At 42.4% G+C, this 23522-nt stretch carries 21 protein-coding genes; 20 read left to right on the plus strand and 1 reads right to left on the minus strand.

Translation table 11 applies throughout. The annotated features are described in order from the left end of the window. Positions 1 to 104: 104 nt before the first annotated feature. From J5M87_RS01495 to lacD, 8 genes are all read left to right on the plus strand, one after another. Positions 105 to 1988 (plus strand): sucrose-specific PTS transporter subunit IIBC, encoded by a 1884-nt coding sequence (locus tag J5M87_RS01495; protein WP_154607721.1) that lies wholly within the window; start codon positions 105 to 107, stop codon positions 1986 to 1988. 90 nt (positions 1989 to 2078) lie between these two features. Continuing rightward, the gene (gene scrK / locus J5M87_RS01500) at positions 2079 to 2960 is read left to right on the plus strand and encodes a fructokinase ScrK (protein WP_154607720.1); all 882 of its coding nucleotides are present in this window, start codon (positions 2079 to 2081) and stop codon (positions 2958 to 2960) included. A 260-nt stretch (positions 2961 to 3220) separates the two neighbouring features. Continuing rightward, positions 3221 to 4165 carry a mannose-6-phosphate isomerase, class I gene (manA, locus tag J5M87_RS01505; RefSeq protein ID WP_154607719.1) on the plus strand — a complete coding sequence of 315 codons (945 nt, stop codon included), beginning with the start codon at positions 3221 to 3223 and terminating at the stop codon, positions 4163 to 4165. A 140-nt stretch (positions 4166 to 4305) separates the two neighbouring features. Then, positions 4306 to 6831: a preprotein translocase subunit SecA gene (gene secA / locus J5M87_RS01510; protein WP_154607718.1), complete on the plus strand. Its 2526-nt coding sequence runs from the start codon at positions 4306 to 4308 to the stop codon at positions 6829 to 6831. A gap of 77 nt (positions 6832 to 6908) precedes the next feature. Beyond that, entirely contained in the window at positions 6909 to 7280 is a 372-nt protein-coding gene (gene acpS / locus J5M87_RS01515; RefSeq protein ID WP_154607717.1) for a holo-ACP synthase, read from the plus strand. Further along, positions 7261 to 8364, plus strand: coding sequence for an alanine racemase (gene alr, locus J5M87_RS01520; protein WP_154607716.1), 1104 nt, complete (start codon positions 7261 to 7263; stop codon positions 8362 to 8364). The genes acpS and alr overlap by 20 nt, the downstream gene beginning before the upstream one ends. Positions 8365 to 8996: 632 nt before the next feature. Beyond that, positions 8997 to 10145, plus strand: coding sequence for an N-acetylglucosamine-6-phosphate deacetylase (gene nagA, locus J5M87_RS01525; protein WP_154607715.1), 1149 nt, complete (start codon positions 8997 to 8999; stop codon positions 10143 to 10145). Between the two features lie 83 nt (positions 10146 to 10228). Further along, positions 10229 to 11227, plus strand: coding sequence for a tagatose-bisphosphate aldolase (gene lacD, locus J5M87_RS01530; protein ID WP_154607714.1), 999 nt, complete (start codon positions 10229 to 10231; stop codon positions 11225 to 11227). Between the two features lie 69 nt (positions 11228 to 11296). On the opposite strand, the gene J5M87_RS01535 is transcribed toward lacD, so the two are convergent. Next, a complete protein-coding gene (locus J5M87_RS01535; RefSeq protein WP_154607713.1) occupies positions 11297 to 12646 on the minus strand; it encodes an aspartate kinase in 1350 nt (449 codons plus the stop codon). 140 nt (positions 12647 to 12786) lie between these two features. Between J5M87_RS01535 and J5M87_RS01540 the strand changes: the two genes are divergently transcribed. The 12 genes from J5M87_RS01540 (at position 12787) to accC (ending at position 23478) form a co-directional block, all read left to right on the plus strand. Then, positions 12787 to 13425 (plus strand): HAD family hydrolase, encoded by a 639-nt coding sequence (locus J5M87_RS01540; RefSeq protein WP_154607712.1) that lies wholly within the window; start codon positions 12787 to 12789, stop codon positions 13423 to 13425. 831 nt (positions 13426 to 14256) lie between these two features. Further along, complete coding sequence (fabM, locus tag J5M87_RS01545) at positions 14257 to 15048, plus strand: trans-2-decenoyl-ACP isomerase (protein WP_154607711.1); 792 nt, start codon at positions 14257 to 14259, stop codon at positions 15046 to 15048. Positions 15049 to 15168: 120 nt separating this feature from the next. Further along, positions 15169 to 15603, plus strand: a complete 435-nt coding sequence (gene fabT, locus J5M87_RS01550; RefSeq protein WP_160463124.1) for a fatty acid biosynthesis transcriptional regulator FabT — start codon at positions 15169 to 15171, stop codon at positions 15601 to 15603. Continuing rightward, positions 15600 to 16577: a beta-ketoacyl-ACP synthase III gene (locus J5M87_RS01555; RefSeq protein ID WP_154607710.1), complete on the plus strand. Its 978-nt coding sequence runs from the start codon at positions 15600 to 15602 to the stop codon at positions 16575 to 16577. Before fabT ends, J5M87_RS01555 begins: the two co-directional genes overlap by 4 nt. A 60-nt stretch (positions 16578 to 16637) precedes the next feature. Further along, entirely contained in the window at positions 16638 to 16862 is a 225-nt protein-coding gene (locus J5M87_RS01560) for an acyl carrier protein (RefSeq protein ID WP_067086589.1), read from the plus strand. Between the two features lie 312 nt (positions 16863 to 17174). Beyond that, positions 17175 to 18140 (plus strand): enoyl-[acyl-carrier-protein] reductase FabK, encoded by a 966-nt coding sequence (fabK, locus tag J5M87_RS01565; protein ID WP_154607709.1) that lies wholly within the window; start codon positions 17175 to 17177, stop codon positions 18138 to 18140. A gap of 1 nt (position 18141) precedes the next feature. Beyond that, complete coding sequence (fabD, locus tag J5M87_RS01570; RefSeq protein ID WP_154607708.1) at positions 18142 to 19065, plus strand: ACP S-malonyltransferase; 924 nt, start codon at positions 18142 to 18144, stop codon at positions 19063 to 19065. 3 nt (positions 19066 to 19068) lie between these two features. Next, the gene (gene fabG / locus J5M87_RS01575) at positions 19069 to 19803 is read left to right on the plus strand and encodes a 3-oxoacyl-[acyl-carrier-protein] reductase (protein WP_154607707.1); all 735 of its coding nucleotides are present in this window, start codon (positions 19069 to 19071) and stop codon (positions 19801 to 19803) included. A gap of 11 nt (positions 19804 to 19814) precedes the next feature. Then, positions 19815 to 21047 carry a beta-ketoacyl-ACP synthase II gene (fabF, locus tag J5M87_RS01580; RefSeq protein WP_154607706.1) on the plus strand — a complete coding sequence of 411 codons (1233 nt, stop codon included), beginning with the start codon at positions 19815 to 19817 and terminating at the stop codon, positions 21045 to 21047. Beyond that, positions 21048 to 21515, plus strand: coding sequence for an acetyl-CoA carboxylase biotin carboxyl carrier protein (gene accB / locus J5M87_RS01585; RefSeq protein WP_160463123.1), 468 nt, complete (start codon positions 21048 to 21050; stop codon positions 21513 to 21515). Further along, positions 21512 to 21934: a 3-hydroxyacyl-ACP dehydratase FabZ gene (fabZ, locus tag J5M87_RS01590; RefSeq protein ID WP_154607705.1), complete on the plus strand. Its 423-nt coding sequence runs from the start codon at positions 21512 to 21514 to the stop codon at positions 21932 to 21934. Before accB ends, fabZ begins: the two co-directional genes overlap by 4 nt. A gap of 173 nt (positions 21935 to 22107) precedes the next feature. Beyond that, entirely contained in the window at positions 22108 to 23478 is a 1371-nt protein-coding gene (gene accC / locus J5M87_RS01595; RefSeq protein WP_154607704.1) for an acetyl-CoA carboxylase biotin carboxylase subunit, read from the plus strand. Positions 23479 to 23522: the final 44 nt, after the last annotated feature.

The following is a 23522-nucleotide window of genomic DNA, read 5'->3' on the forward strand; positions in this document are numbered from 1 at the left end:
CAAGCGTTTGACATATTGATAAAAAATGGTATAATAAAAAACATAGAAAGTTTGAAAATGCTTTCAAAAAAGAAAATAGTTAATTAAAGGAGATTTTTGCAAAGATGAATAATACTGAAATTGCAAAAAGTGTCATCGAAGCCTTGGGTGGACGTGAGAATGTCAACAGTGTAGCTCACTGTGCAACTCGTCTACGTGTCATGGTAAAAGATGAAAATAAAATCGACAAAGCACGTGTCGAAGATATTGAGAAGGTGCAAGGTGCCTTCTTTAACTCAGGTCAATACCAAATCATCTTTGGTACTGGTACAGTAAATAAGATTTATGATGAAGTCGTAGCACTTGGTTTGCCAACTTCTTCAAAGGACGATATGAAAGCAGAAGCTGCTAAGCAAGGAAATGCCTTCCAACGTGCTATTCGTACATTTGGTGACGTCTTTGTTCCAATCATTCCAGCAATCGTAGCAACCGGTTTGTTCATGGGCTTCCGTGGCTTGTTGACACAAGAAGCGATTATGTCCTTCTTTGGCATAGCGGAGTACAACCCTGACTTTATCACCTATACTCAAATTTTAACAGATACAGCCTTTATCGTCCTTCCAGCCCTTGTAGTATGGTCAACCTTCCGTGTATTTGGTGGAAACCAAACTATTGGTATCGTACTTGGAATGATGCTCATCTCTGGTTCTTTACCAAACGCTTGGGCAGTAGCTTCAGGTGGGGATGTGACGCCAATGCAATTCTTTGGCTTTATTCCAGTCGTTGGTTTGCAAGGATCTGTTCTTCCAGCCTTCATTATCGGTATTGTTGGTGCTAAATTTGAAAAATTAGTCCGCAAGTATGTCCCAGAAGTGCTTGATCTCTTGGTAACACCATTTGTGACTCTCCTTGTGATGTCTATTCTTGGGTTGTTTGTCATTGGTCCGGTCTTCCACGTGGTTGAAAACTATATTTTGGCAGCGACAAATGCTCTTCTTGCCCTTCCATTTGGTCTTCCAGGTCTCTTGATTGGTGGCTTGCATCAGGTTGTCGTGGTATCAGGTGTTCACCATATCTTCAACTTGTTGGAATCTCAATTGGTGGCAAATACGGGAGCAAACCCATTTAACGCCATTATCACTGCGGCTATGACAGCACAAGGTGCGGCAACCATTGCAGTTGGTGTGAAAACAAAAAATCCTAAATTGAAAGCTCTTGCTTTCCCAGCAGCTCTTGCAGCCTTCTTGGGAATTACAGAGCCAGCTATCTTTGGTGTAAACTTACGCTTCCGTAAACCATTCTTCCTTTCATTGATTGCAGGTGCAATCGGTGGAGCCGTTGCCTCTCTCCTAGGACTTGCAGGTACTGCATTTGGGATTACGATTATTCCAGGTACCCTCCTTTACTTGAATGGACAACTTTTCTCTTACCTCTTGATGGTTGCTGTATCATTCGTAGCAGGTTTCACTCTTACTTACATGTTCGGATTTGAAGATGAAGAAGCTCCTGCTAAAGCTACTGAAACAGCAAAAGAAGTCCCAGTAGCTCTTGTTAACGAAGAAACCTTTGTGTCACCACTTTCAGGTGAAGTAGTTGCCCTTGAAAATGTTAATGATCCTGTCTTTTCATCAGGTGCAATGGGGAAAGGTCTTGCAGTTAAACCTTCTGAAGGTGTTGTGTATGCACCAGCAGATGCAGAAGTCACTATCGCCTTTGAAACAGGTCATGCTTATGGCTTGAAGACCGCAAGTGGTGCTGAAATCCTTATCCACATTGGTATTGATACAGTATCAATGAATGGTGAAGGGTTTGAGAAATTAGTTGCAGCAGGTGATACAGTTGCAGCAGGTACACCGATTGCTAAGTTCGATGCAGGTAAAATTGCAGCAGCAGGTCTTGATGATACTACTATGGTCATCGTGACAAATACAGCAGAATTTACAACCGTTGAAGCTCTTGCAAATGCGACAGTAGCGCATGGAGATGCCTTCCTTAAAGTTGTAAAATAATCACATGAAAAAGGCGTTTCGCCTTTTTCTTACGCCTAAAATTATGGTATAATAAACTAGAATGAAACTGATTTCAAAAGGAGATAAAAGATGACAAAATTGTATGGTAGCCTTGAAGCTGGAGGGACTAAATTTGTCTGTGCTGTAGGAGATGAAAATTTTCAAGTCATTGAAAAAACGCAATTTCCAACGACGACACCTTATGAGACGATTGAGCGTACAGTTGAATTTTTCAAGCGCTATGAAGATCGTTTGGCAGGGATTGCAATTGGATCATTTGGGCCAATTGATATTGATCAAAATTCAGCTACCTACGGCTATATCACAACGACTCCAAAACCTCATTGGGCAAATGTTGATTTGTTAGGCTTGATTGCCAAAGAATTTAAGATTCCTTTTTACTTTACGACAGATGTGAACTCGTCTGCATTTGGGGAAGCTCTTGTTCGTAAGGGAGTAACGAGCCTCGTTTATTATACAATCGGTACAGGAATTGGAGCTGGTGCTATCCAAAATGGAGAATTCATTGGTGGAGTAGGGCATACAGAAGCTGGTCATACTTATCTTGCTTTGCATCCACAGGATGTTGCCAAAGAATTTAAGGGTGTTTGTCCCTTCCATAATGGCTGTTTGGAGGGCTTGGCAGCAGGTCCGTCATTGGAAGCTCGTACAGGTATTCGTGGAGAATTGATTGAGCAAAATGCGGATGTCTGGGATGTTCAGGCCTACTATATTGCTCAAGCAGCAGTACAGGCAACCTTGATGTACCGTCCACAAGTCATTGTTTTTGGTGGTGGTGTCATGGGGCAAGAACACATGCTGAAACGTGTACGTGATAAATTTACCGCTTTGATGAATGGTTATGTACCAACGCCAGATGTGACAGAGTATATCGTAACACCAGCCGTTGCTGAAAATGGCTCAGCAACCCTTGGAAACTTTGCTTTGGCAAAGCAAGTCTCTGAAAAATAGGAATAGAAGTGAGGCTGGGCAAAAAGTCTTAAAAAGAGTAAATGGCTTAGATTAACGTTGTCAAGAAACGTTGATTCTAAGCCATTTTATATTGTTCAGTTTTTAAGAGGAAGGTCAAAAATTGAGTTTTTGCCCAGCTTCCTTTTCCGTTTCTAGCAAGTAACATTTTCTCTCCTTTTTTGAGAAATCTTTGAGGAAAATTCGCTTTTTCATCTCATTTTTGCTATGATAGCAGTAAGAAATAGAAATGAGGAATCATTATGGCGGAACCATTATTTTTACAATCGGTTATGCAGGAAAAAATTTGGGGCGGAACTAGACTTCGGGACGAATTTGGCTATGAAAGCCCTAGTGATCATGTCGGTGAATATTGGGCGATTTCAGCCCACCCAAATGGTGTTTCTTTGATTAAAAATGGGACTTATGCAGGTTGGAAATTAGATGATTTGTACCATGAACACCGCGAACTCTTTGCTCATCGAACAGAAGAAGTTTTCCCCCTTTTGACGAAAATTTTAGATGCCAACGACTGGTTGAGCGTACAAGTTCACCCAGATGATGCGTATGGCTTGGCGCATGAGGGAGAGCTTGGCAAGACCGAATGTTGGTATATTTTAGCAGCTGATGAGGGATCTGAAATTATTTACGGGCACAAGGCTCTCTCAAAAGAAGAACTCCGTGAAAAGATTGATCAGAAAGATTGGGAAGGGCTGTTGCAGAAGGTTCCTGTCAAAGCTGGCGATTTCTTCTATGTCCCAAGTGGGACTATTCATGCTATTGGACAGGGTATTATGATTTTGGAAACCCAGCAATCAAGCGATACCACCTACCGTGTCTATGATTTTGACCGAAAGGATGATGCGGGGAATCTGAGGGAATTGCATTTGGAAAAATCCATTGATGTGACAAGGATTGGAGAGCCAGCAAATAGCCGTCCGGTTACCCTACACGTAGATGATTTACTCTCAACCCTGCTTGTTGCTAATAACTTTTTCAGTGTTTACAAGTGGGAGTTAACTGGTCAAGTTCATATGCAGCAAACAGCTGACTATTATTTGGTTAGTGTCTTGACTGGTCAAGGGGAACTTATTATTGACGGTCAGGTCTATCTAATTGGAAAAGGTGACCACCTTATCTTACCTGCAGATGTGACTGAGTGGACTTTGAAGGGGCAAGAATTAGAAATTATTGCTAGTCATCCATAAGCACAAAAATATGCTAGAAATAGAACCGATGGGCAGTTGCTTCATCGGTTTAAACTGTCGCTCATTCTTGAAAGTAGTGGGGAAACATGCTATAATGAAAAGAACACAAAAAATAAGAATCGATACAAGTAAGGAAAACAATGGCAAATATTTTAAAAACAATTATCGAAAATGATAAAGGTGAATTACGAAAATTAGAAAAGATGGCTGATAAGGTCCTTGCTTATGCAGATGAAATGGCAGCCTTATCAGATGAGCAACTACAAGCAAAAACAGCAGAATTTAAAGCGCGTTACCACAATGGGGAAAGTCTAGATGACTTGCTCTATGAAGCCTTTGCGGTAGTCCGTGAGGGAGCAAAACGTGTTCTTGGTCTATTTCCTTATAAAGTGCAGGTAATGGGAGGGATTGTTCTCCACCATGGGGATGTTCCTGAGATGCGTACGGGTGAAGGGAAAACGTTGACAGCGACCATGCCAGTCTATCTAAATGCCTTGTCTGGAGAAGGAGTGCACGTTGTCACAGTCAATGAGTACCTGTCAGAACGTGATGCGACAGAAATGGGTGAGCTGTACTCATGGCTTGGTTTGTCTGTTGGAATTAACTTGGCTGCTAAGTCTTCCTTTGAAAAACGGGAAGCCTACAATTGCGATATTACCTACTCAACGAACTCAGAGATTGGTTTTGATTACCTTCGTGATAACATGGTCGTTCGTGCAGAAGATATGGTGCAACGTCCACTTAATTACGCCTTGGTCGATGAGGTTGACTCTATCTTAATCGATGAAGCACGGACGCCGTTGATTGTATCTGGTCAAACATCTTCTGAAACCAATCAATTGTATTTCCTTGCCGACAATTTGGTGAAATCATTAAACGACGAGGATTACATTATTGATGTTCCTTCAAAGACTATTAGTCTATCGGATTCTGGGATTGATAAGGCAGAGAGTTTCTTTAGGTTGAGCAATTTATATGACATTGAAAATGTTGCCTTGACTCACTTTATTGACAATGCTTTACGTGCTAACTACATCATGATTTATGATATTGATTATCTCGTAAATGAAGAGCAAGAAGTCATGATTATTGATCCATTTACAGGACGGACCATGGAAGGTCGTCGTTATTCAGACGGTCTTCACCAAGCGATTGAAGCCAAAGAAGGTGTTCCTGTTCAAAATGAATCAAAAACCAGCGCCTCTATCACTTATCAAAATCTTTTCCGTATGTATAAAAAACTATCCGGAATGACAGGTACTGGTAAGACAGAGGAAGAAGAATTCCGTGAAATTTACAATATTCGTGTGATTCCAATTCCAACCAATCGCCCAATTGCTCGTATTGACCATGAAGATTTGCTGTATCCAAGTTTGGATTACAAGTTCAATGCAGTTGTGGCAGATGTGAAGGCACGCTACGAAAAAGGACAGCCTGTCTTGGTTGGTACAGTAGCTGTTGAAACTTCTGATTACCTTTCAAAACGCTTAGTTGCTGCGGGTGTACCGCACGAAGTATTGAATGCGAAAAACCACTACCGTGAAGCACAAATTATCATGAATGCTGGTCAACGTGGTGCGGTGACGATTGCCACCAATATGGCTGGACGTGGTACGGATATCAAGTTGGGCCCGGGTGTCCGTGAACTTGGTGGGCTTTGTGTCATTGGTACAGAACGCCATGAGAGTCGTCGGATTGATAATCAGCTTCGTGGACGTTCTGGTCGTCAAGGAGATCCAGGTGAGTCACAATTCTATCTTTCTCTGGAAGATGATTTGATGAAACGTTTTGGTTCAGAGCGAATCAAGGCCTTCATGGAACGCATGAATTTGACGGAAGAAGAGTCTGTGATTAAGTCAAAAATGCTAACCCGTCAGGTAGAAGGGGCGCAAAAACGTGTCGAAGGAAATAACTATGATTCTCGTAAACAAGTCCTTCAATACGACGATGTGATGCGTGAACAACGTGAGATTATTTATCGTCAACGCCATGATGTCATCACAGCCAATCGCGACTTAGCACCTGAAATCAAGGCGATGATTCTGCGGACTATTGAACGTCAGGTAGCAGACCATACTGTAGGAAAACGCGAGAAAGATTTGCAGGCTATTCTGAACTTTGCTCAGTTGAATCTTGTTCCGGAAGAGTCTATCGATTTAGCAGATTTGGAAGGCAAGTCAGATAAAGAAATCGTAGCAGACTTGTATGAGCGTTCCTTAGCAGTCTATGACAGTCAAGTTGCAAAATTGCGTGATGAAGACCGTGTGAGAGAATTCCAAAAGGTATTGATTCTCCGTGTTGTAGACAATAAATGGACAGACCATATTGACATGATGGATCAACTCCGCAATGCAGTAAGTCTTCGTGGCTATGCTCAAAACAATCCAGTTGTGGAATACCAATCAGAAGCCTTCACAACCTTTAATGATATGATTGCTTCGATTGAGTTTGATGTGACACGTCTGATGATGAAAGCACAGATTCATGATAATATTGAACGTGAACGTACAACACCAGAAGCCCACACAACAGCTACGAAGAATATTGTTCCTGCTCAAGCGCAAGCGGCAACAGGAGAACGAGTAAGCTTTGAAGGTGTGGATCGCAATGACCCATGTCCATGTCAGTCAGGCAAAAAATTCAAGAACTGTCATGGTCGTAAGTAAATGAAGAAAACATGAGGGAGGAGTGAGGTTATCCAGTATTCGAAAGAATATGGGGTTTCCCACTTCTTTTTTGGGAAATGATAATAGGACACGGAATAGACATACAAGAAATGGCTGCTGTGGAAGTAGCGATGAAGAAGCACGAACGATTTGCCAGTAAAGTATTGACCGAAAATGAATTAGATCGTTTTCGACAGTTGAAACACCGACGGCAAGTCGAGTATTTAGCAGGCCGTTGGTCAGCGAAAGAAGCCTTTGTCAAGGCACTTGGAACAGGGATTGGGCAAGTCGGTTTTCACGATATTGAAATTTTAACAGATAAAAAAGGGGCACCCTATATCGCCAAGTCCCCTATTCAAGCCAAGTCCTGGATTAGCATTAGCCACTCGGCCGGTTTTGTGCAGGCAAGTGTTATTTTGGAGGAAGTAGATGAGAGCAAGCATTCATAGACCGACAACCATTCAGGTTGATTTAGCAGCTATTTCAGAGAATCTAGAGCAAGTCAGACAAGGATTGCCCAATCAGCCACAGGTTTTTGCGGTCGTTAAGGCTAATGCCTACGGCCACGGAGCTGTTGCAGTTGCCAGGCATTTGGAGAATCAGGTAGATGGGTTTTGTGTGTCCAATATGGACGAGGCGCTGGAATTACGACAAGCAGGGGTTGCTCAACCAGTATTGATATTAGGAATTATACCCGTAGAAGCGGTGCCTCTTGCTATTTCAGAAAAGATTATGGTGACAGTAGCTAGTCTTGAATGGATACAATTGCTCTTACAACAAGGTATTTCCTTACACGGTTTGCAGGTTCATTTGAAAATAGATACCGGTATGGGGCGGATTGGTTTTAGGGATAGTCAATCCCTCAATCAAGCCATGGATGAGTTGAGGCAACATGGTGTCACAATCGAAGGAGTATTCACTCATTTTGCGACGGCTGATGAGAAAGATGACCGTCAATTTCAGTCACAATTAGTGCGATTTAAGGAGCTGATTTCAGAGTTGAACCAAGTGCCATCCTGCATTCATGCTAGTAATTCAGCCACTAGTATTTGGCATGCGGATACGGTCTTTACGATGGTGCGACTAGGAAATATCTTGTATGGTCTGAATCCGAGTGGTCATGCTCTAGATTTGCCCTACTCTATTCAGCCGGCCTTACGATTAACCTCTGAATTGGTTCATGTGAAAGAAGTAGAAGCAGGAACTAGTATCGGATATGGTGCGACCTATCATAGTGAACAAAGAGAATACATTGGTACGATTCCAATCGGCTATGCAGATGGTTTTTTCCGTGCTATGCAGGGCTTTTCACTGTTAGTAGAAGGTGAATATTGTCCGGTTGTTGGCCGTGTCTCCATGGATCAAATTACGGTGCGTTTGCCGAAAAATTATCCTTTAGGAACCCCTGTTACGCTCATTGGTGTCAGTGGTGATAGATCAATAGAGGTACAGGATTGGGCGGATTATCTCAAAACGATTAACTATGAGGTAGTTTGTAGCTTGTCAGATCGGATTCCTCGCTATTATGATTAAAAGAGAGCTGCTGTTTGTAAGATGGAAACAGCAGTTTTTGTCTGTCTAGATTTCAGTAGGAAGGTGCTTTCTTTTTATTTTATTATAGGTGGATAAGTTAGTTATTTTAGTATGATATTCGTCAACAATCGGCTTCTTTCGTTGTTAACTCATCTTGCTTCAACAGTCCGGCGGACTGTTGAAGGTTGGAAATAAGGATTACGTCATAATCCTCAGCTAGCATTAGTTCGAACTAGTGGTTCAGTGGAGACGAGCTATGCTCGCTCTATTTCTTACCTTCCACAATTCTCAATTGTAAGGGGCGAGCTGCACTCTTTCTATTTCCAGCCTTCCACAATTCTCAATTGCAAGGGGCGAGCTACGCTCTTTCTATTTCCAGCCTTCCACAATTCTCAATTGTGGAAGCTAGTCAGATTTTGATTTTGATAGAGTATTAGGTGGATCTTGTTCTGTCTGCTTCGTTGAAATGGCCAAGAGGGAATTGTCTTTTTAGTGTCAGAAAAAGCTAGCTAGGATTGAGAAATAACTTGACAATTTGCGAAAAGGTGAGTACAATAAAGGGGAGAGGTTATAACCAGTTTTCGGTTAATATGTTAATTTAGTAGAATCGAGTCTTTTAGAAAGGAGACAACATGGCACATTATATTTTTGCAAAATCCATTATCTTGTCAGATCAAGAGGTAGAAAATGCCTATTTAGAGATTACAGATGATGGTCAATTTGGTGAGATTGTGACGGAAAAACCAGAAGGAACAATTGTAGATTATTCAGACTATCATATTGGCCCTGGTCTAGTGGATACCCATATCCATGGCTATGCTTCGTATGACGTTATGGACAATGATTTTGAAGGGATTAAGGTGATTTCAGAGGGGCTCTTGTCTTGTGGTGTTACTTCTTGGTTACCAACAACCTTAACCGATTCAACAGAGAATTTGGATGCGGTTTGTGAAACCATTGGTCGCCATGCAGGTGAAGAAACGGGAGCAAAAATTCAAGGTATTTTCCTAGAGGGACCGTTCTTTACTGAGAAATACAAGGGTGCACAAAATCCTAAGTATATGGGGGATCCGTCTGTTGAGAAATTGGACAAATGGCACCGTTTATCAGAAGGCTTGGTCAATAAGATTGCGATTGCTCCAGAACGTGATGGAGTAGAGGAATTTATCCACTTTGCTAATGAGAAAAAGATTCATACTGCCCTTGCCCACAGTGATGCAACCTATGATCAAGCTAAAAAGGCAGTTGAAGCAGGGGCCAATATCTTCGTCCATGTTTACAATGGGATGAGTGGGCTTCATCATAGAGAACCAGGCATGGTCGGTGCGGCGCTTGATTTAGAAAATGTCTTTGCTGAGGTTATCTGTGATGGTCACCATGTCCATCCAGCAGCAGTAGATATTGTGTTGAAAGCGCGTGGGGTAGAAGAAACAGTTCTCATTACTGACTGTATGCGTGCAGGAGGCCAAGGGGAAGGAGATTCTCGTTTGGGTGAATTTGAGGTTGTGGTCAAAGACGGAACAGCTCGTTTGAAACATAATGGTAGTCTGGCAGGTTCTATCTTGGAATTGATTCAGGCAGTAGAACATATTGTAGAATGGGGCTTGGCAAGTTTACCAGATGCTGTCCGTATGGCGTCACTTGCCCCAGCAAAATCTGTCAACATTGATCATGTATGTGGACAAATTGTAGCAGGTCGGGCAGCGGACTTCATTGTGGTTGATGATGAAGGCCACTTACAGGCTACGTATTTAGATGGTGTGAAACGCTTTGGTGTCTAGCCTGTTCTTTGATATCTAACGGCAATTCAATTGGCGAAAGCTAAAATAATGAATGATATTCTATTTTATCTAGGAGGAAGATAATGGAAAAATTACAACTTTCACAGGCTAAGTATGATCATTTAGTTCGTCTATCCAATGATGAAAAAGTGATTGCAGCCCTCGCAATTGACCAACGTGGTGCCTTGAAACGGCTCTTGTCGGCAGCGGCAGATGCTGATTTTGGAGATGAGATTTTGGTTGATTTCAAAAAAGTCATTTCAAGTGATTTGACTCAGTATGCAAGCTCTATCTTACTGGATGCGGAATATGGTGTACCAGCTTCAGAATTGCGCCATCCAGATTGTGGGTTTATTGCGGCTTATGAGAAAACAGGATATGATGCGTCAACACCAGGTCGCTTACCAGACTTGCTTCCAAATTGGTCTGCAAAACGGATCAAAGAATTGGGTGCAGATGCGGTGAAAATCTTGCTTTACTATGATGTAGATGATAAGCCAGAAATTAACGATATCAAGCATGCCTGGATCGAACGAATCGGTAGCGAGTGTATTGCTGAAGATATTCCATACTTTGTGGAAATCTTGACCTATGATGCTAGCGATATGGATGTGACATCTCGTGAATATGCAGCCTTGAAACCTCATAAAGTAAATGGTGCGATGCGTGAATTTAGCAAGGCTCGCTACAATGCTGATGTCTTGAAGGTGGAAGTTCCAGTTAATATGAACTTTGTGGAAGGCTATACGGATCAAGAACCTGTTTATAGCCTAGAAGAAGCAAAAGCATACTTTAAAGAACAAGCAGAAGCAACTCATCTACCATTTATCTTCTTGAGTGCGGGTGTATCCGCTAAACTCTTCCAAGAAACACTTGTGGTAGCTAAAGAAGCAGGTTCTAGCTTTAATGGTGTGCTGTGTGGTCGTGCAACATGGAAAGATGCAGTGGCTGTCTTTGCGAAAGAAGGAGAAGCTGCGGCTAAGGCATGGTTGGCAGACCAAGGTCGTCAGAATATGGAAGAATTGAATGGTGTCCTTGAAACGACTGCAAGTTCTTGGCTTGATAAAGTAGAAGTCAAGTAACGTTCTATATAAAATAAAGTAAAAAAATCCAACTCTCATGTCAGAGTTGGATTTTTAGTCAGGATAGATTTACCCAAAAAAGGCTGCATACAAGGCTTTGAGGGCTTTTTCTTTTTCTTCGGTTTTGATAGCGAATAGGACAGATACTTCGCTAGCACCTTGAGAAATCATGGTCAAGTTGACATTTTCTTGAGAGAGGGCAGCTGTTGCGGTAGCTGTTACCCCGACATGACTCTTCATGTTTTCACCAACAATCATGATAATCGACAGGCCATGTTCTATTTCTGCCTTGTCGACTTCTAGTTTAGAAGTGAGCTGACGGAGGATTTCTTCTTCCTTGATTGGTGTTAATTCACGGCTGCGCAAAACAAGTGAGAGGTCATCAATTCCAGTTGGCATATGTTCCCAACGAATATTGAGGTCTTCGAGGATGTTTAGGACTTTCCGGCCAAAACCGACTTCTCGGTTCATCAAGTATTTCGACATATTGATGCTGACAAAGCCGTCATCTGCTGCGATTCCGACAACTGGTAAGGTATGGTCGCTATGTTTGAGTACAATACGTGTACCAGGGTGGTCAGGGTTATTGGTGTTTTTAATGACGAGCGGAATGCGACCACGGTAGGCAGGAAGTAGGGCTTCGTCGTGAAGGACAGAGAATCCAGCATAGGCCAACTCCCGCATTTCACGATAGGTCAATTCCTTGATAGAATGTGGATTGTGGATGATTCCAGGGTGAGCAGCAAAAATACCGTCAACATCTGTAAAGTTCTCATAGAGATCAGCCTTAACACCAGCAGCAACGATAGAACCAGTAATATCTGATCCACCACGAGAGAAGGTACAGATTTGGTTATCAACTGTTACCCCAAAGAATCCAGGAATGACAAGGACTTCGTCTGCCTTGTTCAATTCTTCGATTTTATCGTAGCTAGAAGGCAAAATGCGTGCATTCCCAGGTTCTGAACTAACAATGATACCTGCTTTTTTAGGGTGAATATAGCGGGCAGGAACGCCTTTATAGGTGAAATATTCGGCAACTAATTTGGCATTATTATCTTCTCCTGCTGCTAAAAAAGCATCATAGAGAAAGTCATTGTCTTCAATTGGTAGTGTTGCCAGTCCCAGAATGCTATCTGTGATTTTTTTCATGCATTTTCCTGGGAAATCTAGCTCCTCCACCATGGCTTGATAGCGATTGATAATCCATTCTTGGCTAGCAGAAACATCTTTACCGTCTATGTATTCCTTGTAATATTTAATAAGGGCATCGGTTACCTTAGTGTCGTTACTATCTCGTTTACCGGGAGCAGATACGACAATGAATCGACGTTCTGAATCTGCTTGGACAATAGCGAATACTTTTTCAAGTTGGGTAGCTGATGCGAGAGAACTACCGCCAAATTTGGTCACTTTCATAGAAATTTTCAATCTCCTTTTATACTTTTCATCATTATAGCAAAAACTACTACGCTTGTCAGTAGACTTTGTGCGAAATTTTTTGAATGTTCTGATTTATGTTATAATAACAGTTAAAAGATTGAGAAAAGGAGTAGCAGATGACCTATAAAGGAATTATTTTTGATATGGACGGTGTTTTATTTCAGACAGAGCACTTCTATTATCAACGACGGGCTGATTTTTTGGCGACAAAAGGTTTATCGGTTGCTCATTTAGACCCTGCTATTTTTGTAGGAGGAAGAGTGAACCAGGTCTGGAAGTTGGTCTTGCAAGATGACGATGATAAGTGGGATATTCAAGCTTTAGAAGAAGAATACAGGCAGTACAAAGAAGGGCGACCAACGCCCTACGGCGATTCTCTCTTTCCAGATGTGTCAAAGGTATTGTCTTATCTAAGGGAACAGAAAATAGAGTTAGCTCTTGCTTCGAATACCAATCGTAGGGAGATTGAGCGAGCCTTGACAGAAGCAGGGATTTATTCATATTTTTCCTATATTTTTTCTGGGATAGAATGCCGTGCCTGTAAGCCGGATCCTGAAGTCTATGAAAAAGCCTGTGCTGCGCTAGGATTTGCTAAATCCGAAATCCTAGTGATTGAAGATAGCCCCAAGGGAATTGAGGCAGGGAAAGCTGCAGGTCTTACTGTTTGGGCGATTCGAGACAAAGAATTCGATTTGGATCAGTCACAAGCAGATGATTTTTTAGACAGTTTGAGTGACTTGTATGATAAGTTGTGAGTGGGACTCAATCGTAATTTCGTAGAAATCAATTTTGTCAAATTCGCTTTCTAATTTCTAGGCTCAAGTATTAACAGTCCACTGGACTGTCCTCGCCCCTTGCAATTGAGAATTGTGACAGGTTGGAAATAGGGCTAGAAAAGAAATGTTCGCTAGCATCTTCTAATAGAATGTTGATTTATCAGCATTTTACAAACCAGACAATCCTCGCTTTTTGATTTCCAAGCCCAGGTATCAATAGTCACTCCCCTAACTATTGATATACGCTAAACTGTTAAATCTACAAAAATAATGAAGTCAGGGACTTTTTATACGTAATCTTCCTAGATTACATTCTTTTGTGGGTGAGAACGAAGTCACCATGAATGTTTGTCCCAAGTTGTCCCAAGCTCTTACGATTATCTAAGCTAGAAGACAATCCGCTAATCGCTAGTTATAGTGGATTGAGAACTGAACACGGACTAAGAGCTGTGTAAAAAAGAGACGCAGATGTTCCAGCTTTAGCTGGTTACAGTTGAGGCTCCCTTTAGGGATAGATTTCCTTGTGTTGATCGAACACATCGTCAATCTCCTATCTTACCGTAGCTGTTACGAGCTTGCTCGTTCTACAGATACGGATGCCCTATGGGTATACTTTGCTCTTGATGTCCTTTGTAATAGGATAAAGCAAGGAGCTGCAGATAGAACTGGCGTTCATCAAAGCGACTTAATGATGTCCTAACCTTTATTCCATTCACTATATCTTTTTCGGCTGTCACACTAGGGACAGTTTTTTCTGAAAGAATTTGTGATAGAATAGCTCCAATACTTTTAAGATAAAAGGAGTAGCAGATGACCTACGTTACCATTCGTTATGAAGTTAAAAATCGCCTTGCTAGACTGACCTTGTGTCGTCCAGAAGTCTCAAATGGCTTTAATATTCCCATGTGTGAGGAAATCTTAGATGCTATTGAAAAAGCAAGTTTGGCAGAGGAAGTTGCGGTTCTCATTATCCAAGCAGAAGGAACAGTTTTTTCAGTTGGTGGAGATTTGGTCGAAATGAAGCGAGCGGTGGATGAAGACGATATTGCCTCTTTAGTTCGCATCGCAGAGTTGGTCAACCGGATTTCCTTTGCAATAAAGAAATGTCCAAAGCCAGTCATCATGTTGACAGACGGTGCGGTAGCGGGCGCGGCAGCCAATATGGCAGTTGCAGCTGATTTTGTCATTGCTTCAGATAAGACAAGGTTTATCCAAGCTTTTGTAGGAGTTGGTCTAGTACCTGATGCGGGCGGCTTATTTCTCTTGAGTCGCAGTATTGGCACGACTCGCGCGAGTCAATTGGCCATGACAGGAGAAAGCCTTACAGCAGAAAAAGCCTATGATTATGGACTTGTCTACCGAGTGGTAGAGCAGGAAAAAATGGAAAAGACCTGTCAACAATTGGTCAAACGTCTCTTGCGCCATTCTCCAAATTCCTACCGTGCGATCAAAGAATTGATGTGGAAAAGTGAGTTTGAGCAGTGGGAAGCATACACTCGGTTGGAGCTGGACTTGCAACGAGAACTTGCCTTTAAAGAGGATTTTAAGGAAGGAGTTCGGGCGCATTTTGACAGACGGAGACCTCAATTTACAGGTAAATAATGTCTTGTTTTGGATAGGGATAGTTCCATAGTTGCTATCCGATGTAACAGAAAATATTTGACAATCAAACTAATTTATCGTATACTTTGAGAGTCAAAGTATGTGAGGAGGCATTCAATTGTGGAAGAAGCAAAGATAAATGAATATCTGACTGCAATCTTTAATAATGTATTGATTATTGAAGAAACCAGCCTGCGCGGTAGTCGTTTTAAGGATATTTCAATCAAGGAAATGCACACGATTGATGTCATTGGTGACAGAGAAGGTGTAACTCCTAGTCATGTAGCCCGTTCTTTGATGGTCACACTCGGTACAGTAACAACCAGTTTGAATAATTTGGAACGAAAAGGCTATATTGAACGGGTTAGATCAACTAGAGATCGCCGTGTGATTCATCTTCATTTGACAAAAAAAGGGAGATTGGTCTATCGATTGCACCAACGCTTTCACAAAGAAATGGTGCGCCAAATTACCTCAGATATGGATGAAGCCGAATATAAGGTCATGAAAAAGGGCCTCTTGAAACTCTATCATTTCTTGGAGGACTTAAAATGACGAGCTTTGCAAAAATCAGTCATGTAGCCCATTATGTTCCTAAGCAAGTCATTGAAAATAATCAATTGGTGCAGCTAATGGATACGAGTGATGAATGGATTGCCTCTCGGACTGGGATTCGCAGACGCCATATCACAAGGAATGAGGATACGAGTGATTTAGCCACACAAGTAGCAAAGCAGTTGCTGCAAAAGAGTGGCTATGCTCCAGAAACGATTGATTTTATTATCCTTGCAACGATTACACCCGACTCTGCTATGCCGTCAACAGCAGCACGAGTTCAGGCCAATATTTGTGCAAGTCAAGCCTTTGCCTATGATTTGGTTGCAGCTTGTTCAGGCTTTGTCTTTGCTTTATCAACTGCTGAAAAGTTGATTGCTTCGGGTCGATACAAAAGAGGGATGGTCATTGGTGCAGAAACACTTTCCAAAACCCTTGATTGGTCAGATAGAAGCACGGCTGTTCTCTTTGGAGATGGTGCAGGAGGTGTCCTCTTAGATGTGGCAGAGCAACTGCATTTTCTAGGGGAAATTCATCGGACAGATGGTAGCAGAGGAATGGATTTACAATCGGGTGTGTTAGGACTTTCATCTCCTTTTTCAGAAACAAGTGTTCCTCATCCCTATCTGAAAATGGAAGGGCGCTCTATCTTTGAATTTGCGCTGCGAGATGTGACCAAGACCATACAAGACTTGCTCATCAGTCACGATTTATCAGATGATGAGATTGATTATTATTTATTACATCAGGCCAATCGACGGATTTTGGAAAAAATGGCTAAGAAATTAGGCAGTCATCTAGCGAAATTTCCAGCCAATATGGCCGAGTATGGCAATACCAGCGCAGCAAGTATTCCGATTTTACTATCGGAGTGTGTAGAACAGGGTAGCATTCTCCTTGACGGCAGCCAAACTTTGGTGATGAGTGGATTTGGCGGAGGCCTCACTTGGGGAGCTATTCTATTAAAACTTTAGTTAATGGACTGTTTTTACAGTTATTAAAAAATTTTATATTTTCTTTAAAGGAGAACTATCATGGCAGTATTTGAAAAAGTACAAGCAATTATTGTTGAAGAACTTGGTAAGGATGCAGAAGAAGTGACCCTTACAACAACATTTGAAGATTTAGATGCAGATTCATTGGACTTGTTCCAAGTTATTTCAGAAATCGAAGATGAATTTGATATTCAAATCGAATCAGAAGAAGGGTTGAACACGGTAGCTGATTTAGTGGCTTACGTAGAAGCACAAACAAAATAATATTCGTCAAAAATCAGTCGCTAACATTGAGTGAATGTCAGTTCTAGCAGAGATTAGCTTTGCTAGAACGCTTTCTAATCTTCACAATTCTTAATTGTAAAAGCTACTTAGGTGCTGATTGTGATTGAGTAGGAGTAGTCAAATGCTAGTTTCTAGCATTTTTACTAGGGTATATACTTTGACATTCAAAACATCTATATATCAAAGTATTTATAAAAAAGTAGTGAGTGAAAGATACTCACTTCCTTGTTTAGTTAATTGTTTGAATATCAAATGATTAACTAAGCAAATGAAGAATTGAAAGAGGACAGTATGCAAACAAAAATTACAGAACTGCTTGGTATTGATTATCCTATTTTCCAAGGTGGAATGGCTTGGGTCGCAGATGGTGATCTAGCTGGTGCGGTATCCAATGCAGGAGGTCTAGGGATTATCGGTGGCGGAAATGCCCCAAAAGAGGTTGTCAAAGCCAATATTGACAAGGTTAAATCATTAACTGACAAGCCATTTGGAGTCAACATCATGCTCTTATCACCTTTTGTAGAAGACATTGTTGATTTAGTCATTGAAGAAGGTGTCAAAGTGGTAACGACTGGAGCTGGAAATCCAGGGAAGTATATGGAACGGTTTCATGCTGCGGGAATTACAGTCATTCCAGTTGTTCCAAGTGTTGCCCTTGCAAAACGCATGGAGAAACTAGGTGTTGATGCTGTCATCGCAGAAGGTATGGAAGCTGGTGGCCATATTGGAAAATTGACGACTATGACTTTGGTCCGACAGGTAGTTGAGGCAGTATCCATTCCTGTTATTGCGGCAGGAGGAATTGCAGATGGTGCTGGTGCGGCAGCGGCCTTTATGCTAGGAGCGGAGGCAGTACAAGTTGGGACACGCTTTGTTGTCGCAACAGAATCCAATGCTCATCCAAACTTCAAGGCTAAGATTCTCAGGGCAAAAGATATTGATACCACTGTTTCCGCTCAAGTCGTAGGTCATCCTGTACGTGCTATCAAAAATAAGTTGGCAACAGCTTATGCAAGCGCGGAAAAAGACTTTCTACGTGGGGAAAAAACAAGCGAAGACATTGAAGTCTTAGGAGCTGGCGCTTTGCGTAATGCGGTTGTAGACGGTGATGTGGATTATGGCTCAGTCATGGCTGGACAGATTGCTGGCTTGATTAGAAAAGAAGAGTCATGTGCGGAGATTGTGCGTGATATTTATGACGGAGCAGCTCGTGTCATCAAGGAACAGGCTACACGTTGGGCAATAAGTGGAGAATAAGATGACAAAAAGAGCCTATTTATTTGCTGGTCAAGGTGCTCAATATCTTGGAATGGGGCGTGACCTCTATGACCAGTATGAAATTGTGAGACAAACTTTTGATGAAGCAAGAAGTGTTCTTGGTTATGATTTACGGCACTTGATTGACTCAGATGAGGAAAAACTGAATCAAACTCGCTATACTCAGCCAGCGATTTTGACGACTTCAGTTGCCATTTGGCGTTTGTTGCAGGAAAAGGGAGCAAGCGCAGATATGGTGGCCGGTCTCTCTCTAGGTGAATATAGTGCCCTGGTAGCTTCAGGTGCTTTAGATTTTAAAGAGGCGGTTGCCCTGGTAGCTAAGCGTGGTGAATATATGGAGACTGCTGCGCCGGCAGGTAGTGGTAAAATGGTGGCCGTCCTGAATGCGGATTTACATATAATTGAACAAGCCTGTCAAGAAGCTTCAGAATATGGCATTGTGGCAGCTGCTAACTACAACACACCTGCTCAAATCGTGATTGGTGGTGAAGTTGCTGCAGTCGATAGGGCTTTAGATTTGCTGAAAGAAGCAGGGGTGAAGCGCTTGATCCCCCTCAATGTATCAGGACCTTTTCACACAGCCTTATTAGAACCTGCTTCAAAGCAATTAGCAACAGCCTTGGCGACGGTTTCCTTTCATGATTTTACCCTTCCCTTGGTTGGCAATACGCTGGCTCAGGTGATGACCAAAGAAGAAATCGTTCCTCTTTTGACGCGCCAGGTGATGGAACCTGTTCGTTTCTATGATTCGATTGCTTGTATGCAGGCAGCTGGGGTAACAGAATTTGTTGAAATTGGGCCAGGAGCAGTCTTGTCAGGTTTTTTGAAAAAAATTGATCGCTCAGCACGTGTCCATCAGGTCGAAAATCTCGCTACACTGGCAATATTTATGGCAGAGGAGTAAAAAATGGAAGTAAAGGGAAAAAATGTCTTGATTACAGGATCTAGTCGTGGAATTGGACTGGGTATTGCCCATGAATTTGCCAGACAAGGAGCTAATATTATCTTAAATGGGCGCAATAGTATTTCAGAAGAGGTGATAGAGAGTTTTGCATCTTATGGTGTTCAAGTCCATGTAGTGCTAGGCAATGTTGCGGACTCTAGTGAAGCACAGCGTATGGTAGCAGAAGCCATTGAATATGCAGGTTCTGTCGATATTTTGGTTAACAATGCTGGTATTACCAAAGACGGTTTGGCACTAAGGATGTCAGAAGATGATTTTGAAGGGGTACTGAAGGTTAATCTGACAGGGACTTTTAATATGACACAGGCTGTATTGAAACCGATGACCAAGGCGAAAGCTGGAGCAATTATCAATTTGTCTAGTGTCGTGGGGTTGACAGGGAATGCCGGTCAGGCCAATTATGCAGCTTCTAAAGCAGGCGTGATTGGATTGACCAAGTCGATTTCCCGTGAGGTTGCCGGTCGAAATATCCGTGTCAATGCGATTGCACCAGGTTTTATCGAGTCAGATATGACAGCTGTTTTACCGGATAAGATTAAGACAGCTATGTTAGGGCAAATTCCGATGAAACGTTTTGGGTTGGTACAAGAAGTAGCAGAAGTTGCTGTATTTCTCGCTCGCCAAGAATACCTCACAGGTCAAGTGATCGCCATAGATGGTGGCTTAACCATGCAATAAAGGAGTAAGATATGACAACAAACCGTGTAGTAGTAACAGGATATGGCCTAACATCGCCAATCGGAAATACACCTGAAGAATTTTGGAATAGCTTGAAGTCTGGAAAAGTCGGAATTGGACCAATTACCAAATTTGATACGAGCGACTACAATGTCCACAATGCTGCAGAAGTGACCGATTTTCCATTTGATAAGTATTTCGTCAAAAAAGATAGCAACCGCTATGATTTGTATTCTCTATATGCTTTATATGCAGCTCACGAGGCAGTTGCTCATGCTGCTTTAGATACCGATAACCTAAATCGCGACCGTTTTGGTGTTATTTTATCAACAGGTATCGGTGGAATCAAGGAGATTGAAGAGCAGGTTGAAAAAATGAATACCAAGGGCGCAAAGCGAATTCGACCTATGACCCTTCCTAAGGCTCTTCCGAATATGGCTGCTGGCAATATTGCTATGCAGGTTGGGGCAAATGGCATTTGTAAATGTGTGATTACCGCTTGTGCTTCATCTAATGATGCGATAGGCGAAGCTTTTCGTGAAATCAAATTTGGATTTCAAGATGTCATTTTAGCAGGCGGCTCAGAAGCTGCGATTACACCGTTTGCAATCGGCGGTTTCCAAGCCTTAACAGCCCTCTCCACCACGGAAGATCCAGAGAGAGCTTCTATTCCCTTTGATAAGGAGCGTAATGGTTTTGTCATGGGGGAAGGAGGAGCTGTCCTTGTTTTGGAAAGTTTGGAGCATGCCACAAAACGTGGAGCGACTATTTTAGCAGAAATCGTAGGATATGGAAATACCTGCGATGCCCACCACATGACCTCTCCTCATCCAGAAGGACTTGGTGCCATTAAGGCGATGAAGTTAGCCATTGGTGAAGCAGGTTTAGAACCTAAAGATATTGATTATATCAACGCCCATGGAACTTCTACTCCAGCTAATGAGAAGGGCGAGAGCCAAGCGATTGTAGCAGTATTTGGGACGAATACGCCAGTTTCTTCTACCAAATCTTACACTGGTCATCTCTTAGGAGCAGCAGGAGCCGTTGAGGCGGTTGCGGTGATTGAGGCCATGCGCCATTCTCATGCACCAAAGACAGCGGGAACGACAGAATTGTCCGATTACATTGAAGCAGATGTCATTTATGGTCAAGGTCGTGATATGGAAATCCGCCATGCTATTTCAAATACCTTTGGTTTCGGTGGCCATAATGCCGTGATTGCTTTTAAACGTTGGGAGGATTAAGTGAACAATACTGAGATTAAGGACTTGATGGCCCAATTTGATCAATCAAGTCTACGGGAATTTTCTTATACAAACGACGGTATTCAACTCGTCTTTAGTAAAAATGAACACAAGGCTGAGTCGGTTGGATCAAGTATTCAGTCAGCTACCCCAGCAGGAGGTATGTCAGAGCTGAGAGTTGAAGCAATCAGTACAGCAAGAGTAGCAGAAAGGGCTCCTGAAACCGTGAGCGAAGGGACAGTTGTGGACAGTCCGCTCGTAGGAGTAGCCTATCTATCTCCGTCACCAGATAAGGCAGCCTTTGTTTCAGTTGGTGATACTGTTAAAAAAGGTCAAACCGTGATGATTATCGAGGCTATGAAGGTGATGAATGAAATTCCTGCACCGTGTGATGGTGTAGTAGCAGAAGTCTTGGTTGCTAATGAAGCTGTGGTTGAATTTGGACAAGGATTGGTACGGATTGTATGATGACGATACAAGAAATAAAAGAAGCTCTTCCTCATCGTTATCCGATGCTTTTAGTTGATCGGGTGCTGGAGGTTAGAGAAGATGAAATTGTAGCGCTAAAAAATGTGACCATGAACGAACCGTTCTTTAATGGGCATTTTCCAGACCATCCTGTTATGCCAGGAGTTCTGATTATGGAAGCCCTAGCGCAGACAGCAGGTGTTTTGGAACTGTCTAAGGAAGAGAACAAGGGGAAATTGGTATTTTACGCAGGTATGGACAAGGTAAAATTTAAAAAGCAAGTTGTGCCAGGAGACCAGCTCATCATGACAGCTCGTTTTGTCAAACGCCGTGGGACGATTGCAGTTGTTGAAGCCAAAGCGGAAGTAGACGGTGTACTCGCAGCAAGTGGAACCCTAACCTTTGCGGTAGGTGTCTGAGTTTGGAAAATAGAGAGTGAGAACCCTTTTGAGGTTCCAAACTCCCTTACAAGTCTGACAATTACTGCGTCAAACTGTTAAAACGATAAAATGTAATGGGATACGGGGCTTTTGTCCCAAACTCTAGTCAAATAGTGCTGTTTTTATAGAGTACGAAGAGGAAGGAGGAGAACATGTTTCAAAAAATACTCATCGCAAATCGTGGAGAAATTGCTGTGCGGATTATTCGTGCGGCACGCGAATTGGGAATTGCAACAGTTGCAGTTTATTCAACGGCTGATAAGGAAGCTTTGCATACGATGTTAGCAGATGAAGCTATTTGTATTGGTCCAGCTCGTTCGAGAGATTCCTATCTAAACATGAATGCCATTATTTCTGCAGCTGTCGTAACAGGGGCGCAAGCTATTCACCCAGGCTTTGGCTTTTTAAGTGAAAATTCTACCTTTGCGACTCTTTGTTCCGAAGTAGGAATTAAATTTATCGGACCGTCTGGAGCAGTTATGGATGCCATGGGGGATAAAATCAATGCTCGAAAAAAGATGATTGAAGCAGATGTCCCTGTGATTCCAGGCTCAGACGGAGAAGTATTTACAGCTGAAGAAGCCCTTGCCATTGCTGAAAAAATTGGTTATCCTGTCATGCTAAAAGCCTCGGCTGGTGGTGGCGGAAAAGGAATCCGCAAGGTGGAAAAAGCAGCAGACCTGAGTACAGCTTTTGAGTCTGCTTCTAGCGAAGCCAAGGCCGCTTTTGGAAATGGGGCTATGTATCTTGAGCGGGTCATTTACCCAGCAAGACATATTGAGGTTCAAATTTTAGCAGACCAATACGGTCATGTTGTCCATTTAGGAGAGCGAGATTGCTCCCTGCAGCGTAATAATCAAAAGGTTCTTGAAGAAGCTCCGTCCATTGCTATTGGGCAAACCCTTCGTGAACAGATTGGCCAAGCAGCAGTACGAGCAGCCCAGTCTGTTGGGTATGAAAATGCAGGAACGATTGAATTTCTGCTAGACGAAGCAAGTGGTCAGTTTTATTTCATGGAAATGAACACCCGTGTTCAGGTAGAACATCCTGTAACAGAATTTGTCACGGGCATTGATATTGTCAAGGAGCAGATTCGTATTGCTGCAGGGCAAGAATTGAGTGTGATTCAAGACGAGATTAGGATTCAGGGTCATGCCATTGAGTGTCGCATTAATGCTGAAAATCCAGCCTTTAACTTTGCCCCAAGTCCCGGGAAGATTTCCAATCTTTACCTACCGAGTGGTGGTGTCGGAGTGCGAGTGGATTCGGCGGTTTATCCAGGGTATACAATTCCGCCCTACTACGACAGCATGATTGCTAAGGTCATTGTTCATGGTGGCAATCGTTTTGAAGCCCTGATGAAAATGCAACGTGCCTTGTATGAGTTAGAGATTGATGGACTGGTGACCAATACAGATTTCCAATTGGACTTGATTGCGGATAAACGTGTGGTAGCAGGAGATTATGACACAGCCTACCTCATGGAAGACTTTTTACCTCGTTATCGTGGAGTAGTAGAGTAATACACTATAAAAATTAACATCTGACTAACTTCCACAATTGAGAA

The sequence above is a fragment of the Streptococcus sp. zg-86 genome, from assembly GCF_017639855.1.
Classification (GTDB): Bacteria; Bacillota; Bacilli; order Lactobacillales; family Streptococcaceae; genus Streptococcus; species Streptococcus zhangguiae.

Bases quoted from the DNA above. Each gene is read 5' to 3' on its own strand.
- fabD (WP_154607708.1), top strand. From the start codon at position 18,142: ATGACAAAAAGAGCCTATTTATTTGCTGGTCAAGGTGCTCAATATCTT.
- fabZ (WP_154607705.1), top strand. From the start codon at position 21,512: ATGATGACGATACAAGAAATAAAAGAAGCTCTTCCTCATCGTTATCCG.
- J5M87_RS01540 (WP_154607712.1), top strand. From the start codon at position 12,787: ATGACCTATAAAGGAATTATTTTTGATATGGACGGTGTTTTATTTCAG.
- accC (WP_154607704.1), top strand. From the start codon at position 22,108: ATGTTTCAAAAAATACTCATCGCAAATCGTGGAGAAATTGCTGTGCGG.
- J5M87_RS01495 (WP_154607721.1), top strand. From the start codon at position 105: ATGAATAATACTGAAATTGCAAAAAGTGTCATCGAAGCCTTGGGTGGA.
- scrK (WP_154607720.1), top strand. From the start codon at position 2,079: ATGACAAAATTGTATGGTAGCCTTGAAGCTGGAGGGACTAAATTTGTC.
- acpS (WP_154607717.1), top strand. From the start codon at position 6,909: ATGATAATAGGACACGGAATAGACATACAAGAAATGGCTGCTGTGGAA.
- manA (WP_154607719.1), top strand. From the start codon at position 3,221: ATGGCGGAACCATTATTTTTACAATCGGTTATGCAGGAAAAAATTTGG.
- J5M87_RS01555 (WP_154607710.1), top strand. From the start codon at position 15,600: ATGACGAGCTTTGCAAAAATCAGTCATGTAGCCCATTATGTTCCTAAG.
- J5M87_RS01560 (WP_067086589.1), top strand. From the start codon at position 16,638: ATGGCAGTATTTGAAAAAGTACAAGCAATTATTGTTGAAGAACTTGGT.
- fabF (WP_154607706.1), top strand. From the start codon at position 19,815: ATGACAACAAACCGTGTAGTAGTAACAGGATATGGCCTAACATCGCCA.
- fabK (WP_154607709.1), top strand. From the start codon at position 17,175: ATGCAAACAAAAATTACAGAACTGCTTGGTATTGATTATCCTATTTTC.
- J5M87_RS01535 (WP_154607713.1), bottom strand. From the start codon at position 12,646: ATGAAAGTGACCAAATTTGGCGGTAGTTCTCTCGCATCAGCTACCCAA.
- fabM (WP_154607711.1), top strand. From the start codon at position 14,257: ATGACCTACGTTACCATTCGTTATGAAGTTAAAAATCGCCTTGCTAGA.
- lacD (WP_154607714.1), top strand. From the start codon at position 10,229: ATGGAAAAATTACAACTTTCACAGGCTAAGTATGATCATTTAGTTCGT.
- secA (WP_154607718.1), top strand. From the start codon at position 4,306: ATGGCAAATATTTTAAAAACAATTATCGAAAATGATAAAGGTGAATTA.
- alr (WP_154607716.1), top strand. From the start codon at position 7,261: ATGAGAGCAAGCATTCATAGACCGACAACCATTCAGGTTGATTTAGCA.
- nagA (WP_154607715.1), top strand. From the start codon at position 8,997: ATGGCACATTATATTTTTGCAAAATCCATTATCTTGTCAGATCAAGAG.
- fabG (WP_154607707.1), top strand. From the start codon at position 19,069: ATGGAAGTAAAGGGAAAAAATGTCTTGATTACAGGATCTAGTCGTGGA.